The following is an 18003-nucleotide window of genomic DNA, read 5'->3' as shown; positions in this document are numbered from 1 at the left end:
CAGGTAGAGTCAGCGCGACACAAGAGAAGAGTTCGCATGGACTCCCGCATCCCGCGGCTGCGACGCAAGCTGGCACGCATCCCGTACACGCCCGACCGAAGCCACTCCTTCGGCGAGGAGCGGCACCGTTTCCGCCTCGGCCCCCGTCTACCTGAAGCCCGGGTGGATGCCTTCGAAGTCGAGCACGACGTAGAGCTCCCCCGGGCCTATCGGGACTTCCTCATCGACTTGGGCGGCAGCGGTGCGTCCCCGTACTACGGGCTGCTCCCGCTGGAGGACTGCGCCCTCTTCACGATGAAACCGGCAGTTCCCGGCACAAGAACGCGATCATTCAGGCGAGCCCATCGGTACACCCGGACCGGCGACCTCTTCCTGCACGTCGTCGAGCCCGGCTGCACCGATCTCGTCCTCGTGGGCGTGACCGGCCCCCTCACCGGGCGCGTGATCATCGGCAACGTCGACGGCTTCTGGGGCCCGAACGTCTCCTCGGCGCCCGACTTCCTCTCCTGGTACGAACGTTGGCTCGACCACATGGCCGCCGGCCGCGACAACCGAGCCCTGCAACTCACCTCACCGCGCCTCCACGTGCCGGAACGACGTTGAGTCATTGCGGGAGCGAGAGCGGCGTGCCACGCGCCGGCCGGAAGGCCAGTCTTGATACAGGGCGCGCGGGGATAACCAGTTGACGGGGTCGGCACAGTATTTGACATGGTTACGGACATAAACGGGTTTCTTGAATACCGAGCGGCACAGGGCGGCCGGGGGGCGACCTGGTACCCGGCGCACGACCTCGCCTCGCTGTACAAGGGCTGTGACTACGACGCCTTCGGCTGTCTCTTCGGCGTCCGCAACTACGCGAACTTCCGCCCCTTGGCCGCGTACCGGGGCCTGCCCGGCGACGTCTCGGGCTCCGTGAGCGTACGGTCCGCGCAGCTGACCGAGTGGTACGGCGAGGGCGGCTTTCACGACACCACATGGATCACGTGGGCCGAGGTGAAAGCGATCGACTGGGACGAGCGGGCGGAGAAACCCGACAGTCGGCTTCATCAGTACCGCCGGACCCCGGACGGGCTCAGGTTCTCGGGCAAGGCCTCCTGGAGCCGTGAGTTCGCCGAGGCTGTCGATCTCGGACCGGGCGAGGTCCGTCTCGCACCGGGCGAAGCCCGGGAGTGGCCCGAAGGGAGCGAGTGGCTCGTCGGGGACACCCTCTACAGGTCGGTCACCCTCCGCCGCGGGGACGCCGTTCCCGAAAGTGAGTGGCAACCCGTCTGGAAAGCCATGGAGACGCTCGCGGCGCAGCACGGTGACGACAACGTGCGCCTCGTCGTGTGGTTCGACAGCTGAGCAGGTCTCTGCGACCGCGCAGCGCTGGGCACCTGACTCAACTCACCTTGCGGACCACTGGCTGAAGCCCGGGCCGTCGGGGTGTGACTCCGCCCCTGTGCGGAGAGGCGCAGAAGTGTCTTGCGCCCGGCAGGTGCCTGCAGTGGGGTGTCCCCCATGAAGAAGCGAAGTGTCGCGGCAGTGACTGCGGCTCTGGCCGTGGCACCCCTTCTGGTGGCGGGTGCGCCGGGGCAGCGTGCGGTGGCCGCTGAGACCGGGGGCGGTGGTGCCTCTTACGGTGTCGAGGCGGGGCTGGTGGGTGGAGTGGACCTGGATACGGTGACGATCCCGGAGTTGCAGGCGCGGATGAGGCACGGGGAGCTGACCTCGTCGGGGCTGACGATGGCGTACCTCCAGCGGATCAAGGCTGTGGACCCGAGGATCAACGCGGTGCTGCGCACGAGCCCGACGGCCATGAGTCAGGCGGTGGCGAGTGATGTGAGGCATCGCCTCGGGAAGGTTCGTGGTCCGCTCGACGGCATTCCGGTCCTGTTGAAGGACAATGTGAACACGCGGGACATGCCGACGACTGCGGGTTCGCTGGCGCTGGCCGGGAGTCCGCCGGACGCGGATGCGGTGCTGGTCGGGAGGTTGCGTGCGGCGGGGGCGGTGATCCTCGGCAAGGCCAACATGTCGGAGTGGGCCAACTTCCGTGCCGCGAAGCCGACGTCGGGTTGGTCGGCGGTGGGTGGACAGACGCGTAACCCGTATGTGCTGGACCGTAATCCGTGCGGATCGTCCTCCGGTTCGGCTGCGGCGCTCGCGGCGTCGTTGGCGCAGGTCGCGATCGGCACCGAGACGGACGGTTCCACCGTGTGTCCGGCCGGGATGAACGGGGTCGTCGGCCACAAGCCCAGTCTCGGACTGGTCAGCCGGTCGGGGATCGTCCCGATCTCCGCCGAGCAGGACACGGCAGGCCCCATGGCGCGCAATGTCATCGACACCGCGATCACCCTCGCGGAGATCAGCGGTCAGGACGCCACGAGCACCCGCGGCGCCTTCGGTCCCACGGAGGCGGTCACGCGCCCCTCCACTCTGCGCGGCAAGCGGATCGGTCTGTGGCGGCTGCCCTCGCTCGGCGCGGACGTGGACGCCCTGATGACCCGTACCGCCGCGCGCCTCCGTGCCGCCGGCGCCCAGGTCGTCGAGGTGACGCCGCCGTACCAGGCCAGGCTCGCCGAACTCGAGTTCCCGGCGCTCCTGAGCGAGTTCCACCGCGACATCGACGCCTATCTCGCCTCCCGCAACGGGCCGCGCGACCTTGCCGCACTCATCGAGTTCAACCGCACGCACCCGGCCGAACAGACCTGCTTCGCCGGCCAGGAACTGTTCGAACTCGCCCTGGCCGCACCGTCGACCACGGATCCTGGCTACCAGGCCATGCGCGCCGAACTGAACGACCTCTCCAAGCGCTCCATCGACGAGACCATGGCCACCCACCGCCTGGACGCCATCGCCTCTCCCGCCAACCCGCCCGCCTGGACCACCGACTGCGCCCGCGGCGACAACGACGTGATCCCCTCCTCCACCCCTGCCGCCGTCGCCGGCTACCCCTCCCTCTCCGTCCCCGCCGGCTTCGTCGGCGAACTCCCGGTCGGCCTCCTCCTCATGGCCGGCAACCACCAGGACGCCGAACTGCTCTCCCTGGGCGCGGCGGTGGAGCAGCTCCTCGACGCCTGGCGTGCCCCGAAGTACCTGCCCTCACCGACTCCCGCCACGACGACTGACTGACCGGGTGGCGTGCGAACGGGGCCGGGCTGCTTTCTGGGTCCAGCCCCGTGCGTTGCGCGACTGAAGGCGGGACGACCTGTACGCGCTCGCTTCCCGCCGCATCGCAGGCGCCGGCCATACCCGCAGGCGGTTCACGGGCTGGCCGGCTCGGGTCGCTCGGGTCGCTGGCAAGCGGCGATGTCAGAGGCCTCTGAGACGATCACCGTCATGACCGACCTCGATGACCTCCTGCGACGTGTCGCCCTAAGAGCCGCATCCGACGCCGAAGACCTTCCCACCTGTGTCAGCGAAGAGCAGGTTGCCCAGGCCGAGGCGCAACTGGGCTTCACTCTTCACCCCCTCCTCGTACGCCTGTACCGCGAGATAGCCGATGGCGGGTTCGGGCCGGATTACTGTCTGCTGCCGCTGCTCGGACCGGGCGCGAGCGTCGTCGGTGAATTCCTGGAGCGCCGCGAAGCCTCCTCCGGGGCGCGGTACCCGGAGTGGCCGGACGGTGTCGTACCCATCCTGACCTGGGGCTGCGCGATGTACGCCGGCGTTGACTGCTCAAGCGAGGACGGCCAGGTCCTGCTCTTCGAGCCGAACGCGTACAGCGGCGATTCGTGGGAGGAGTGCTGGTTCCTCGACTCCACCGGCCTCGCGGCGTGGCTGGAGACATGGCTCGCGGGAACCGGCTGGTTCGACGAGGAAGCAGCCGACCGAGACGACGTCGTCGAACCGCGGCCCTGGGACCAAGCCGCAAGCCGCTTGTCCCCCGTCGCCTCCTAGAACTCCGCAACACGATGGCCCGCGCCCTTCTGCTCATGCCCACATGTCGCACCGTGCCGGCACCGAAGGCAATCGATGGGGAAACCGGCGCCGTCGGGGCTCCTTCCGTACGCCGAGTTCACCGCCTGGGAGTCGTCCGGGCGGGGACTCATGGGACATGGCCCGGCACCCGGCTCAGGTTCCGGGGAGGATACGGCGCGTTTCGTAGGCCCACATCGCGATCTCGACCCGGTTGCGGGCGCCGAGTTTGGCCATCAGGCTGGCCAGATGCGTCTTCACCGTGCTGAGGCTGATGTGCAGTGCATCGGCGATCTCGGTGTTGGTCAGCCCGCGAGCGACGGCGAGGAGCACCTGCTCCTCGCGGGCGGTGACGGGGGAGACCGGCTGGGCCACGGGCCGGCCGGCGGGCAGGTCCGCGAATGCCTGGAGCAGACGGACGGTGACGCTGGGCGCGATGAGCGCCTCACCGTCGGACGCCGACCGTACGGCCTGCGCCAGAAGGTCCGGTCCCGTGTCCTTGAGGAGGAATCCGCGGGCGCCGGCACGCAGTGAGCCGTAGACGTACTCGTCGAGGTCGAACGTGGTGATGACGACCACGGCCAGCGGGTCGGCGACGCCCGGGCCGGCGACCAGCCGGGTGGCCTCGAGCCCGTCGAGTACGGGCATGCGGATGTCGAACAGGCAGACGTCGGGGCGCAGTTCGCGGGCCAGACGTACCGCTTCCCGCCCGTCGGCGGCCTCGCCGACCACCTCGATGCCGGGCTGGGCGTTCAGAATGATCCGCAATCCGGTACGGATGATCGTCTGGTCGTCAGCGACGAGGACGCGAATGGACACCGCTCTTGCTCCTCGCTCTCGGCAGTTCGGCTTCGACATGCCAGCCCCGGTCGGTACCCGGGCCGGCTCGTAGTGTGCCGCCGAGCAGGGTCGCGCGCTCGCGCAGCCCGGTAAGTCCGTATCCGTCGCGACCCCGGCCGGTGCGCCGGCCGTTGTCGCGCACGCTCACCCGTACCGTGTGCCGTTCCGCGGCGACCCGCACGACGAGCTCGGTCGCGTCGACCGCATGGCGCAGCGCGTTGGTCACCGACTCCTGCACGATCCGGTAGACGGCCGCGTCCACGGCCGGGGGCAGCGCGTCCAGTTCGCCGTCGAGCCCCAGGTCGACCCTGAGGCGACCACCCGGGGTGCGCACCAGGCGCTCCAGATCCGCGACTCCGGCAGGGGGCGCCAGCTCGGCGCCGACCCCGCGGTCGCGCAGCACGGCGACCATGGCGCGCATTTCCTCCAGCGTGCGCGCCCCTTCCTCCTCGACCCCTTCCAGCGCCTCGACGGCGGCGGACGGGTCGGCGCCCGCGAGCACCCGGCCCGCCTGGGCGATGATCACCATGGCCGACACGTGGTGGGCCACCGTGTCGTGCAGTTCCCGGGCGAGCTGCTCGCGCTCGCGGGAACGCACCTGATCCAACTGCCGCTCGCGAGCGGTCACCCGGAACCGCACGGCGGCCCCGACCACGCCGGGCAGCATCAGGAAGACGATGCCCACGATCTTCTCGACGACCGGGGTGTCGTCCATGACGACACACAGTGCGCCGACCGCGAGGATCACCGCGCCCCCCAGCACGATCTCGCGTCCCGATCCCCACCGGGGCAGCGCGTACACCAGCACGAGCACGACCGTGCCGGTGTACAGGCCGACGGGCTCGCGCGGTGCGGCGACGAGCGAGGCCACCGGAAGCAGGGCCACCGAGCCGAACGCCAGCGTCACCATCGCCAGCGGGCGGGTCCGTCGCCACAGGGGCAGCAGGCACAGCCACACGGCGAGCACCACCGCCACCGGCCGCCACACGACGTTCTCGCGCAGGGTGGCCTCCAGCGCCACACCGGCAAGGCCCGCGGCGAGCAGTGCCCAGTCCCGCCGCACCCGGGCGGGCGCGTCGGGCGGCCGGGGTTCGGTCCACAGGGTTCGCAGGTCGTCTCGGAGCACGGTTCTCAGCCTAGGGGCCGCGGCGTGCCGCGCATCGGCCGAAAGGACGGGTCGTCACTCAGCCCCGGGGCCGACGGATCCGCGGCCCGCGGGCCGATGCCGCGGAGCGCCGTGGCGACGAGCCTCGTCATCGGCGGCCGTACAAGGACGGCCGACGAGGTGGTTGGAGGACCCGATGCTCTCGAAAGCCCTGTTGCGCCTGGGCGCAAGCGCCGCCCGCCATCCCTGGCGGGTGATCGCGGCATGGCTGGTCGCCGCCACGCTCGCCGTCCTCGCCGCCGTCGCCTTCGGCGGGCGGACCGCGGACTCGATGACCGCTCCGGGACTGGACTCCCAGCGGGCCGCGGAACTGATCGAGCGGGCCGGCACCGGCCAGGAGGGGATGACCGCCCAAGTGGTCGTCACCCCCCTCGACGGTACTGCGACGTTCTTCGACGACGACGGCGCGCGCACCGCTCTCACGCGGCTGCAGACCGAGGTGAAGCGGCTGCCGCACGTGCTCGGCACGAGCGACCCGGCGGGGGCACTCGACGCGGGCGGGGACACCGCCGTGCGCGGCGGCCTCGTCTCGGCCGACGGGCGGATCGCGGTCGTCCGGGTGCAGTACCCCGACCAGAGCCGGCTGTCGGCCGAGGACCTCGACGCCCTCGTCGATCTCGGCGACCGGCTGCGCGCCGAACTGCCCCTGCGCATCGAGATGGGCGGGAACCTCTTCTACGCCTTCTCCGACCCCGACGGCGGCGTGAGCGAGCTGATCGGCCTCCTCGCCGCGGCCGCGATCCTGTTCCTGGCGTTCGGTTCGCTCGTCGCCGCCGCGCTGCCGATCGGCATGGCGGTCTTCGGACTGACCGTCGGGGTCGCCACGATGACGGTACTGGCGGGGGTCACGGACGTCCCCGCCTTCGCACCGGTCCTGGGCAGCATGGTCGGGCTCGGAGTGGGCATCGACTACGCGCTGTTCGTGCTCGCCAGGCACCGGGAGTACCTCGCGCGCGGGCTCGATCCACAGGCGGCGGCCGGACGAGCGGTGGCAACGGCGGGGCGGCCGGTGGTCTTCGCCGGCGGCACCGTCGTCGTGTCGATCCTCGGCCTGGCGGTCGCGAACGTGCCGTTCATGACGGTGGGCGGGGTCGCCGTCTCGATCGTCGTCCTGACGATGGTGCTCGCGTCGGTGACGCTGCTGCCGGCCTTCCTCGGCGCGGCGGGCCCGCGCCTGGCCCGGGCCGGCCGGATCGGCCGGGTTCTGCAGACCAGGAAGCCGGGCCGACTCGCCCGGAGGCGGGACCCGGCGGCAGGCGCCGCCCACGCCGCCGGGTGGCGTCGCTGGATCGGGCACGTCAGCCGGCACCCGGTGCCGTACGCGGTCGGCGCGGCGGGGCTGCTGCTGACCGCGACGCTGCCCGTGCTCGGCCTGCGCGTCGGCCTGCCCGACGACGGCTCACTGCCCCACAGCCGTACCGAGCGCCGGGCCTACGACCTCGTCGCCGAGGGGTTCGGCCCGGGCACCAACGGTCCCCTCGTCATCGCCGCGGACCCCACCGGTGATCCGGGGGTGCTGGACCGAATCGTCACAACGGTCGCGGCGGATCCGGGCATCGCATCCGTCGCGCCGACGCACATCGATCGGGCCACCGGCATCGCGACCCTCGTGGTGTTCCCGACCACCAGCCCTCAGGACAAGGCCACGGCCGACACCATCGCCCGGCTGCGCACCGACGTGCTGCCCACGGCGGTCGGGCACGGCCCGGCCAGGGCCCATGTCGGCGGCGCCGCCGCGAGCCTGTCCGATGTGGGCCGACGCACCAGCCAACGCCTGCCGGCGTTCGTCGCCGCCGTGCTGGCGATGTCGTTCCTGCTGCTGATGCTGGTCTTCCGCTCGGTACTCGTACCGCTCAAGGCGGTACTGCTGAATCTGCTGAGCATCGGCGCGGCCTACGGCATCATGGTCGCGGTCTTCCAGTGGGGCTGGGGAGGCGCACTCATCGGGCTGGAATCGACGGTTCCGATCGTGTCGTTCATCCCGATGTTCCTCTTCGCCATCCTGTTCGGCCTGTCGATGGACTACGAGGTGTTCCTCCTCTCCCGCGTACGCGAGGAGTACCTGCGCACCGGCGACAACGGCACGGCGATCGTCGAGGGCATCTCGCGCACCGCCCGGATCATCACCTCGGCCGCCCTCATCATGGTGGCGGTCTTCCTGTCCTTCGCCGTCGCCGACGACCCCTCCGCCAAAATGTTCGGGCTCGGCCTGGCCACCGCGATCTTCATCGACGCCACGGTCGTACGCATGGTGCTGGTACCGGCGACCATGACACTCCTCGGCCGGACCAACTGGTGGCTGCCGAAGTGGCTGGACCGGATGCTTCCCCGCGGCCCGGTCGGCACCGACGACACCGACGCGGAATCTACGGGTGAGGCCCCGCGTCCACGGCTGGCTGACCGTTGACTCAACTCCTGCCCGCTCTTGGCGTCCGGATCACCGAGGCGCGCAGGTGGAGACCGGCGAGGTAGCCGTCGGGGGTCTTGCCGCATCGGGTGGCGCTGCCCCGCCATGCTTTGAGCTTGTTGATCGGGCGTTCGACGGTGTTCCGCTCCTTGTGGAGATCGGCGTCGCGGCTGACGGGTCGGCCGCCTCCGGAGTCCTTCTCCTTCCGGTTGGCGGCCCGGTCCTTCTTCTCCGGGACGACCGCCTCGATACGACGTTGGCGCAGGTGGGCGCGGTTTCCGCGGGACGAGTACGCCTTGTCCCCGGCGACCGCGTCCGGCCGGATACGGGCGGCACTTGCGGTCGACGGCGAGGTGGACCTTGCTGGTCTGCCCGCCTCTGGAACGTCCGGGAGGCGGCTCGATGAACTCCCCATCCGGATGGGTCAGTTGCACTCGCGTCACGTAAGACCGCCCATCGGACCGGACCGTGCCACGAAGGCGCATCCCGCAAATTGATCACGACTCGATACGCGCCCTGGTCGCTCGACCTCAGGTCGGCTTGCGCCACACGGAGATGTGCTTTGTGGAGTCCTGGGTGAACGGCGCCCCGTCCCAGTCCGCGACGCGACGTTCCAGTTCGAGTCCAGCGATCCGTGCCATCAGGTCGAGCTCTGCCGGCCAGGCATAGCGGTGCCGGGAGTGGTCGCGGCGGTAGCGGCCGTCGTCGCCGTCGCGGGTGAAGTGGTGCGAGACGAGAATCTGCTCGACGAGGTCGAAGGTGTCGAAGCCGAGGTGCTGCTCGGACACGTCGAACGGCACCGCGACCTGGCCGGGTGGCAGGAACCGCAGCGGCGGCACGCCCAGCTCGATGACGAAACGGCCGCCGGGCTGCAGATGACGTGCGGCGTTGCGGAAGCACTCGACCTGCTCGTCCTGGGTGAGCAGGTTCGTGATGGTGTTGTAGACGAGGTAGACCAGCGTGAACTCGCCGGGGACGGCGGTCGTGGCCATGTCCCCGATGGTCACCGGAAGCGCGTCCTCGTCGATCTTGCGTCGAAGGACGGCTGCCATGTGCTCGGACAGTTCGATGCCCACCACCGGCACGCCGCGCTCCCGGAGCGGGACGCCCACTCGCCCGGTCCCGATGGCGAACTCCAGTGCCCGGCCGTCTCCCGCGAGCTCTGCGAGGAAGGCGAGGGTCGGCCCGAGAGCGGCGGCCGAGGACAACTCGGCCTCCTCGGCGTCGTAGCGGTCGGCGGTCTCACGGGTCCACAGCTCACTGCTCGTCACGGGCGGCCACTTTGCCGGGCGCCGAGGGGTGCTGTCGACACATTTATCTTCCACCGGCTCTGATCATGCGGTTCGGGCGTCGGGTCAGATCATTCCGGGTGTCGTTCTGCCCGGGATCCGAGCTGCCGTCGCCTGCCGCTGCCAATGCCACTGTCGCCGCTGCCCGCTGCCCGCTGCCCGCTGCCCGCTGCCCGCATGATCGAGGGCTTTGCCGAGCTGGGATGATCCTGTCGCAAGGACCACACGCCGGCGAGGGGCGCTACGACCGACTACCTGACCGCAACCATGGCGATGCTCGGCGCGGCCCAGAATCGCTACGCGGACCCCGCCGCCTGGGATCGCCTTCACGCAGAACTCGGCATCCGGCTGCCGGCCGACTACCGGACGCTCGTCGACGCGTACGCGCCTATCAAGATCAACGGCCACCTGTACTTGCACCACCCCGCCACCGACCGCTGGAACCTGGGCTCCTGGATCCGGGAGACGGCCGGCGCCTGGGCCGAGGTGCCCTGGGACGAGCTCGACCCGGACGAGGACCCGCGTCTGTTGTTCGGAGTTCCGGAGTCGGGCTTCGGCGTCCGCAATGGGCCGTGGCCGATCGCAAGCACCGACCGAGGTGAGACGCTGTTCCTCGTGGCCGCGGACGGTACGGCTCCTTGGCTGCTGGTGGGAGACGGCGGAGGAGGCTGGGTGCGGTACGACGTGGGCTTCGCCGAATGGCTCTATCGCTGTCTCATCGGCGAAGACATGGCCGGGCCCGGCACCGCCACCTTCTACCCCGGACCGGTACAGCTGTGCCGGCTCCCGATGTCCGCCGACGAATGACCGGAGCCCTGGACCGGGCCGGACCGCGGCATGTAGCTGTTGCCTGGCGGATCCGTTTCGGAGAGCCGGGTGGTGAAGACCATGCCCGCCAGCCCCTCGTCCGGTCGCCTCACTCGTGTGCGGCACAATCGCGATCGACCAGGCACGCATTTGTGGGGGTGGGATCGTGGGGCTTTTCGGCTCGCGAAGTCGGCGTAAGCGCATACCGAATGATCCGGGGCTGATGGCTGCTGCGGCGGAGAATCCCGGTGGCAGCGTTGCCGAGATCGACCCGACGTATGTCGACGACCCGGATGGCTACGTACCGCCCGAGGCGATCCGGGGCGCGTGGGTGGTGGATGGTAGCGGGCAGTTGACGGGTGAGTACGAGAAGAATCCCCGTCACGGGGTGCCGCAGGACGACTTCGGGAAGCTCACCGATCCTGATCATTGGCTTGGCTGGGTCGGCGGTGATCCTGCGGCGGCCGTCCGGAAGGGCATCGAGGAGTCCTTGCGGGCGCAGGCGGCAGACGCTGTGGTGCAGTGGATCAAGATCCTCGAAACGCCCCGGTTCCTCACGGGTGGGCGTCCGCGTGCGGATGCCGAGGAGGTCTTGGTGGTCACCCGTGCGGCGTTTGCCGCGCCGTTCGCGTTGTCCGTGTGGACGGCGCGGCACGGGCGTTCCGTCCTCCTGGGGGTGTTCTCCTGGGCGGCGGTGAACCTCGCGACGCCCGAAGCGCGGAAGGATCGGTACTGGTTCGACCTGGGGGTCGGGCTGGACTGGGCCGGGGAGCGGCTTCACGAGCGGATCTACGAGGTGGACGGTCGCGAGGGCGGCGGTGAGGGCGGCGCCGACGGGCGATAGGGCGTAACGCATGGGGGGCCGGGTGGCCGACGGACCTTCGTGCGGTCCGGCTGACATCCTGAGGTCATGAGATCTGAAGACCGGCCCGTGCGTCCCCTGCTGGTGGTCGACGGGGCCAATGTCGTGGGTTCGGTGCCGGACGGCTGGTGGCGGGACCGGCGCGGGGCGGCCGAGCGTCTGCGTGACCGGCTGGCCGTGACGGGAGGTCCGACCGGGGGGCCGTTCCCGGGGCCGTACGAAGTCGTGCTGGTCGTCGAGGGCGGGGCGCGAGGTGTCGCCTCCGTGCCCGGTGTCCGGGTGGAGGAGGCTCCCGGCAGTGGCGACGACATGATCGTCGAGGTGGCCCGGGGCGCGAGCGGGCGTCCTTGCCTCGTCATCACGGCCGACCGGGAGCTGCGGCGGCGGGTGGAGGAGACGGGCGCCCGGTGCATGGGGCCCCGGAGTCTCCCCCAGGCCCCCGCGTAGGGATCTCGCGGGGGTACGTACGTCTTTCGCGTGCTTCCGGCTGCCCGCCCTTGTGGCCGGCTGTACCCCTCCCCTGGGATCCTCCGAGTCGTAGGCTCACCCGCAGGGATTCGTGGCCCTTCCCGAGCACGGAGTTCCCGTCCCAGCGCTCCGATACCTGCGCTCAGGGCTCCCGGCGCCGGGCTCTGCGGGGCTGCCGCTCAAGGGGTCGAATCGCTCGATCGTCTTGGATGGAGAAGCCGCATGCACACGCGCACCACGACCGGGCCGGGCCTTCCCGATGCCGGAGTTCGGCTGCGTCCGGCGACGGCTCAGGACGCCGAGTTCCTGACCGCGATGCTGATGGAGGCGTTCAACTGGGACGGGCCGCGATTCAGCAGGGACGAGGTGCTGGGGACCCCGCAGCTCGCGCACTACATCACCGGATGGCCTCGCCCCGGGGACTTCGGTGTGGTGGCCGAGGACGGGGCGGGCACGGCGGTGGGCGCTGTGTGGGCAAGGCGGTTTCCTCCGGAGGATCCGGGTTACGGGTACGTGGATCCGCGGGTGCCGGAGCTGACCTTGGGGGTCCTGCCGGGGCATCGGGGGCGTGGTGTGGGGAGCGCTCTGTTGGATGCGGTGGTGGACATGGCGTCGCGGCTGGGTGTCGAGCGGCTGAGTCTGAGTGTCGAGGACGGTAGCCGGGCTGTGCGGCTCTACCGCTCGCGAGGGTTCGCCAAGGTCGGGCGGGAGGGGCAGTCGGACACGTTGCTGCTGCGGGTGGGAGGAGAGGGAGGGGCGTCGGTGGCCGAGCGGTCTTAGCGGCCGCCGGGGGTACGTGCCCGGCCCCGCCGCCCTCTCGCGGGCGGCGGGGCCGGGTTCGGTGGAGCCGGGGTGTGTCAGCTCGCCGCGCGGAAGGCCGTGGTGAGCTTGGTGATGGCGCCGGTCGGGTCACCGCTGAGCAGCAGGTGGTCTGCTTCGGCGAAGGGCTTGGACACGGGTTCCGAGAGGTTCTGGCCGATGCGGTTCTGGACGATCAGGCGGGCCCGGCCGACGAGTCGGCGGGCGGCGGCGGAGTCGCCGTGTCCGGCGGTCTGGAGGGCTCGGGCGGCGAGGCCTAGGGCGCGGAGGGCCGGTTCTCCGCCTTGGGGGGTGCTGCGGAGGGTGGTGAGGCCCCAGCCGTAGGGGAACTGGGGGTCGTAGGGGGTGTCGCCGACGTTCAGAGGGAGTTGGTTCTCCGACTTGGGCCAGGTGACGGGGAGTTGGCCGGTGAAGGGGCGGCGTCCGTAGAGGACGTCGGCCACGCCGTCGCCTTCCGTGCCGGGCAGCCAGGACGCCACGAGGGCGTCGATCGCGGGGAGGCGGTCGCCGATGAGCTGGGGGCGGCCGGAGACGACGAGTACGGCGCAGGGCATGGCGGCGCAGACCCGGTCGACGGCCGCCTTGTCGTCCGTGCCGAGTTCGAGGTCGTGGCCGTTGCCGACGTCGCCGATGCCTTCGGCGTAGGGCTTCTCGCCGACCACGACGACGCCGACGTCGTGTCCCGTGGTGGGGGCGGTGGCGTCCTTGGAGTAGGTGAGGGTGGTGCCGGGGTCGGCGGACTTCCGCATGGCTTCGAGGACGGTGGTGCCGGTGGTCGTGCGGCCGGAGGCGCCCTGCCAGGTGACGGTCCAGCCGCCGGCCTGGTTGCCGAGGTCGTCGGCGTTGGAGCCGGCGACGTACACGTTCTGGGTGGGCTTGAGGGGCAGTACGCCGCCGTCGTTCTTGAGGAGTACCTGGGAGGCGGCGGCGGCTTCGCGTGCGACCGCGCGGTGCTCGGGGGATCCGACGGACGCGAGGTGGGTGGGGTCCGCGTAGGGCTTCTCGAAGAGGCCGAGGCGGAACTTCTGGGTGAGGATGCGGGCGACGGCGTCGTCGACGCGGGCGGTGGGGACGCGGCCGGCTTCGGTCTCGGCGACGAGGGTGCGGGTGAAGTCCTGGTAGTTGGTCGGCACCATGATCATGTCGAGGCCGGCGTTGACGGAGGTGCGGACGTCGCTCGGGTAGTCGCCGGGGATCTGGTCGATCGCCTGCCAGTCGCTGATGACGAAGCCCTCGAAGCCCATGCGGTCCTTGAGGACGTCGTTGATCATCTCGGCGTTGGCGTGCATCTTCACCGGACCCTGCTCGTCGCCGAGGATGTCGAGCGAGGAGTACGAGGGCATGACCGTGCCCACGCCTCGCTTCACGGCCTCGGTGAACGGGGCGAGGTGGACGGCTTCCAGTTCCTCGCGGGTGACGCGGGTGACGCCCTGGTCGATCGTGTACGAGCCGGTGGTCGACGAGCCGAAGGCGGTGCCGCCGTCACCCACGTAGTGCTTGGCGGTGGCCAGGACCTTGTCGTTGCGGTCGAGGTCCCGTCCGTCGGGTGCGCCCTGCATCCCGTCGATCACGGTCTCCATGGCGGTGACGAGTGCCGGGTCCTCGCCGAAGGCCTCGTAGGAGCGGCCCCAGCGTTCGTCGCGGGTCACGCACAGGCAGGGCGCGAAGTCCCAGGGGACGCCGGTGGCCCGGACCTCCTTCGCGGTGACGGCTGCGGTGCGGGCGGCGAGGCCGGGGTCGCGTCCGGCGCCGATGCCGATGTTGTGCGGCATGATCGTCGATCCGACGACGTTGTTGTGGCCGTGGACGGCGTCCACGCCGTAGATCAGCGGGATCTGCAGCCGGGTGGCCTGGGCGCGCAGCTGGTACGCGTCGACCATGCGGGCCCATGCCTCGGGCGTGTTGGGGGTGGGGACGGAGCCGCCGCCGGAGAGCAGGGAGCCCAGGCCGTAGCCGGCGATGTCGCCGGGCGAGCGGAGCGCGTTGCGTTCGGCCTGGGTCATCTGGCCGGCCTTCTCCTGGAGCGTCATCCGGGAGAGGAGGTCCGCGACGCGCTTCTTCACCGGCAGGCGCTTGTCGAGGTAGGGCAGTCCGTGGGCGTTGACGACGACGGCCGGTGTCTCGGCGGGTGCCTTCGCGCCGTCGACGGTCAGCTTGACCGGGATCGTCTCGGCCTCTTCGCCGGCCTTGTCCTTCAAGGTCGTCAGGGTGATCGAGCGGATGGTGCCGGACGGCGTCCCGGCGGGGAACTCCACGGTCCCGGAGATCGGCGTGTAGTCCTTGCCCGGTTCGGCGGGGCCGCTGTCGTCGCTCGCGTAGGAGACAGTGACGGGCTCGCCGGTCGGCGTGGAGCCGGTGGTCGCCACGGAGATGTCGATCCGGGCGGTGCCTCCCTCGGCGACGGGGTGGACCACGGCGCCAGTGACGACCCGGGTGTTCAGGGCGGGCTCGGCCTTGCCGTACAGCTCGACGCCGTCGAGGGCGAAGCGGCCGGGCGCGCCGGTCGGCAGCGTGAGCGCGTACCCCCACATGCGGTCGAGGCCGAGGACCTGGTCGATGCCGCCGACCGGCTGGTAGTCGGCGCGGTACTGGAACGCGGAGAAGGGGATCTCGACGAGGTGCCAGCCTTCCCAGTCGTCGGTGAAGGACGTCGTCCACAGCTCGGACGCCTCGCCGTTCGCTCCCCCGTCCTTGATCTCGAAGTTGATCCGCTTTCCGGAGCCCGGGGGCAGCGGGGCGGTGTTCTGGCCGTACCACCAGAAGCGGATGCCCTTGTGGGCGGTCCAGTCCTGGGCGGGCCGGTCGAAGGCGAAGTCGTGGGTGAATCCGCCCCAGCCGCTGATGTCGTAGCTGCCTTCGAGGACCTTCGCGCCCTCGGGGGCGTCGGCGCGCTCGGTGAGGGTGAGGGCGGGGTGGTCGTCGGTGTCGCTGCCCCAGGTGAAGAGGCCTTCGGCGGGCGGTCCCTCGAAGGGGACCTCGCCTTCGAAGCGGTCGACGGCCCGGGGCGCCGGGTCTCCGTCGGCGGCGGGCGCGGCGGCGCTGGGCACGGCTCCGGCGAGCAGTCCGGCGAGGACTGCGGTGGCGGCGAGCGCGGCGGCGCTCGCCCTTCTTCGGTGGCGCGGGTGCGGCATGCGGGCTCCTCGGAGGTGCGGTGCGGGAGGGGTGGCTGGCTCGGTGGGAGGCGTGGCTGGCTCGGTGGGAGGGGGCGGCTGGTTCAGGACGGCTGGTGGGTCCACTTCTGGTTGGCGCCGCCCGTGCAGGTCCAGATCTGGGCGCGGGTGCCGTCGGCCGAGGAGTTGCCCGTGACGTCCAGACACTTGTTAGCCGCCGTGTTGACGACGTCGTGTGTCCCGGGGTCGTACGTCCAGCGTTGTGCGCCGGTCCCGTTGCAGGTGTAGAGCTGCACCTTCGTACCGTCGGCGGTTCCGGCGGCGGTGACGTCGAGGCACTTCCCGAAGGCCCGGACGGTGCCGTCGGCGGCGAGGGTCCAGCGCTGGGCCGCGGTTCCGTTGCAGGTGTAGAGCTGGACCGGGGTGCCGTCCGCACTGGCCGCGCCGGCGACGTCGAGGCACTTGCCGGCCAGGCCGGTCATCGGGCCGGTGGGCGCGGTGCCGCCGGTCGCGCCCGACCAGGTGAAGGTGGCGGTGGTACGGGCGGGCAGGGTGTATGTGAAGGACTGGCCGCCCCAGTCGACGCGCAGGGACTGGGCCGAGGCGCCGCCGTTGTGGGCGATGAGGGCCTTCGAGCCGTCGGGGTTGCGCCAGGCCACGTTCGGGAGGCCGGCGTCGTCGGTCGACGCGATGCGGTACGCGCCGGGCCGGACGAACTTCGTGAGGTGTCCGGTCGTGTAGTACTCGATCGTGTAGTCGACCTCTCCGGCGCGCGCGCCGCCGTTCTGGACGGTGACCAGTCCGGTGCAGGTGCCGCAGCCGCCGTTGTGCGGACCCATGTTCTGGTCCAGTGCCAGGCTCCACTTCACCAGGCTGCTGCTCCAGTTGCGGGCGTAGCTGACGATGTCCTTCAGGTCCTCGTTGTGCTGGTTCGTGATCCACGTACCGCCGGAGTGCTCGGTGCTGAACTGACGCACGGACGGGTACTGGGTGTGGACCTGGCTGCCGACGGCCGGGTCACCGGCGTAGCCGTGCCAGGCGATCCCTCCGAACAAAGGATCGTTGCGCACGCCGGCGTCGGCGAGGATCGCCGCGCCGAAGTTCGCGTAGTCGCCGTAGTTCCAGTCGTGCACGAGGACCTTGGTCGTGATGCCCGCGGCCCGGAAGGCCGGGTAGACGTGGTTCTTCGTGAACTCGACCAGCCCGGCGGGGTTCCAGCTCATGCCCGGATAGTTCATGGCCGTGGGATTGCCCGCCTGACAGCAGTTCGGCTCGTTCTGGACGGAGAGGTAGTCCACCTTGACCCCGGCCGCCTGGTAGCTCTGGATGTACTTGACCAGGTACTGGGCGTACAGCGGGTAGTACTCCCACTTCAGCCAGCCCATCTGGTCCATCCGGCCGTTGTCCTTCATCCACCCGGGGGCGCTCCACGGCACGCCCTTCACCCGCATGGCCGGGTTGAGCTGCTTCGCCTGGGTGGTGAGCAGCCGCACGTTCGTGTCGTACCCGTTCGCTCCGAAGTCGGAGAGGTCGCAACAGGTGTCGTCGAGCGAGACGTTCCCCGGCCTGGAGAGGTCGGAGGCGCCGATCGGGTTGCGGACGAAGGACAGTCCGATGCCCTCCGTCGGCGAGAACAGCTTGCGCATCACGTCGTCTCGGGTGGCGGCGCTCACCGCTCCACCCCGCAGGAGGTGCGCGGTGGTGTCCGTGAGGGACGCTCCACCGCCCTCGAACTGCTGGTACGTGGTGCCCTCGTCGACGCTGACCGTGTGGCCCGCGCTGCCACCGGCGGGCCCGAAGGCGGTCGCCGGCTGCGGGGCGAGCCCCCGCGTCACCGTACGGCCTCCCGCGTCGGACGTGCTGGTCAGCCACACGTCGACCCGCTCGCCCGCCGCCTGCGCGACGCCGGGACCGGTCATGACCAGACCGCTCGCGAGCAGCGCGCCGCTCACCAGTGCGGCGAGTCGTCGGCGCCGCGCCCCGCCGCCCCGCTCGGACAACCAAGAACTGTAATGCACCTGACAGCCCCTTCGCTGTGGACCGCCCCGCGTCGGCACCGCGGACCGACGAACCCGGACCGCCGCCCGCACCGCACGGCGGCAAGGCTTACATCAAGGTGTGAAGTTATGGAGGCGGGAGACCCCAGTCAACCCCTCATGCGCTCAACTCCTGAACATTGACCGATGGTTCACGGCGCGGGGACAGGGAGACGGCGGGTCGACGGGGGCGACGGGAGCGACTCCCCCGGCCCCTCAGGGCCGACGGGGGCCACTCGATTGCACTGCCCCAACGGGGGAGGTGAGGTGAGGTGGGGTGAGGTGGGGTGAGGTGGGGTG

At 70.7% G+C, this 18003-nt stretch carries 14 protein-coding genes and 1 pseudogene; 9 read left to right on the top strand and 6 right to left on the bottom strand.

The features are described from left to right. Positions 1–36 precede the first annotated feature (36 nt). The 4 genes from ACIQFX_RS09175 to ACIQFX_RS09160 all read left to right on the top strand — a co-directional run bounded on the left by ACIQFX_RS09175 (position 37) and on the right by ACIQFX_RS09160 (position 3882). Positions 37–603, top strand: coding sequence for an SMI1/KNR4 family protein (locus tag ACIQFX_RS09175; protein ID WP_402460351.1), 567 nt, complete (start codon positions 37–39; stop codon positions 601–603). 105 nt (positions 604–708) lie between these two features. After that, entirely contained in the window at positions 709–1344 is a 636-nt protein-coding gene (locus ACIQFX_RS09170) for a hypothetical protein (RefSeq protein ID WP_402460350.1), read from the top strand. A gap of 156 nt (positions 1345–1500) precedes the next feature. Next, positions 1501–3114 (top strand): amidase, encoded by a 1614-nt coding sequence (locus tag ACIQFX_RS09165; RefSeq protein WP_402460348.1) that lies wholly within the window; start codon positions 1501–1503, stop codon positions 3112–3114. A 207-nt stretch (positions 3115–3321) separates the two neighbouring features. Next, positions 3322–3882: an SMI1/KNR4 family protein gene (locus tag ACIQFX_RS09160; protein WP_402460346.1), complete on the top strand. Its 561-nt coding sequence runs from the start codon at positions 3322–3324 to the stop codon at positions 3880–3882. Between the two features lie 174 nt (positions 3883–4056). On the opposite strand, the gene ACIQFX_RS09155 is transcribed toward ACIQFX_RS09160, so the two are convergent. Together ACIQFX_RS09155 and ACIQFX_RS09150 are read right to left on the bottom strand one after the other, a co-directional pair. After that, on the bottom strand, positions 4057–4719 hold the full coding sequence (locus tag ACIQFX_RS09155; RefSeq protein WP_267088103.1) for a response regulator transcription factor: 663 nt from the start codon (positions 4717–4719) through the stop codon (positions 4057–4059). Then, a complete protein-coding gene (locus ACIQFX_RS09150; protein ID WP_402460344.1) occupies positions 4694–5866 on the bottom strand; it encodes a sensor histidine kinase in 1173 nt (390 codons plus the stop codon). Before ACIQFX_RS09150 ends, ACIQFX_RS09155 begins: the two co-directional genes overlap by 26 nt. Positions 5867–6041: 175 nt before the next feature. Between ACIQFX_RS09150 and ACIQFX_RS09145 the strand changes: the two genes are divergently transcribed. Then, positions 6042–8312 (top strand): MMPL family transporter, encoded by a 2271-nt coding sequence (locus tag ACIQFX_RS09145; protein ID WP_402460343.1) that lies wholly within the window; start codon positions 6042–6044, stop codon positions 8310–8312. 1 nt (position 8313) lies between these two features. Here the strand turns inward: ACIQFX_RS09145 and ACIQFX_RS09140 are convergent. Together ACIQFX_RS09140 and ACIQFX_RS09135 are read right to left on the bottom strand one after the other, a co-directional pair. After that, positions 8314–8701, bottom strand: a pseudogene (locus ACIQFX_RS09140) (transposase); the annotation flags it as partial. Positions 8702–8842: 141 nt separating this feature from the next. Next, a complete protein-coding gene (locus ACIQFX_RS09135) occupies positions 8843–9583 on the bottom strand; it encodes a class I SAM-dependent DNA methyltransferase (RefSeq protein WP_402460341.1) in 741 nt (246 codons plus the stop codon). 285 nt (positions 9584–9868) lie between these two features. Between ACIQFX_RS09135 and ACIQFX_RS09130 the strand changes: the two genes are divergently transcribed. The 4 genes from ACIQFX_RS09130 (at position 9869) to ACIQFX_RS09115 (ending at position 12518) form a co-directional block, all read left to right on the top strand. Then, on the top strand, positions 9869–10408 hold the full coding sequence (locus tag ACIQFX_RS09130) for an SMI1/KNR4 family protein (RefSeq protein WP_402460339.1): 540 nt from the start codon (positions 9869–9871) through the stop codon (positions 10406–10408). 223 nt (positions 10409–10631) lie between these two features. Next, on the top strand, positions 10632–11252 hold the full coding sequence (locus ACIQFX_RS09125; protein ID WP_402460338.1) for a hypothetical protein: 621 nt from the start codon (positions 10632–10634) through the stop codon (positions 11250–11252). 66 nt (positions 11253–11318) lie between these two features. After that, positions 11319–11717: an NTP pyrophosphohydrolase gene (locus tag ACIQFX_RS09120; protein ID WP_402460336.1), complete on the top strand. Its 399-nt coding sequence runs from the start codon at positions 11319–11321 to the stop codon at positions 11715–11717. A 243-nt stretch (positions 11718–11960) separates the two neighbouring features. Beyond that, entirely contained in the window at positions 11961–12518 is a 558-nt protein-coding gene (locus ACIQFX_RS09115; RefSeq protein WP_402460334.1) for a GNAT family N-acetyltransferase, read from the top strand. 77 nt (positions 12519–12595) lie between these two features. Here ACIQFX_RS09115 and ACIQFX_RS09110 read toward each other — a convergent pair whose 3' ends face one another. Both ACIQFX_RS09110 and ACIQFX_RS09105 read right to left on the bottom strand, forming a co-directional pair. Continuing rightward, a complete protein-coding gene (locus tag ACIQFX_RS09110) occupies positions 12596–15688 on the bottom strand; it encodes a glycoside hydrolase family 3 protein (RefSeq protein ID WP_402460332.1) in 3093 nt (1030 codons plus the stop codon). Positions 15689–15771: 83 nt separating this feature from the next. Then, positions 15772–17667, bottom strand: coding sequence for a ricin-type beta-trefoil lectin domain protein (locus ACIQFX_RS09105; RefSeq protein ID WP_402460330.1), 1896 nt, complete (start codon positions 17665–17667; stop codon positions 15772–15774). Between the last annotated feature and the right edge of the window lie 336 nt (positions 17668–18003).

Origin of the sequence: Streptomyces sp. NPDC093089 (genome assembly GCF_044754405.1) — a bacterium.
In the GTDB taxonomy this organism is placed as follows: Bacteria; Actinomycetota; Actinomycetes; order Streptomycetales; family Streptomycetaceae; genus Streptomyces.
The sequence above is the reverse complement of the archived record's forward strand: the minus strand, read 5'-3'. Positions and strand labels throughout refer to the sequence as shown.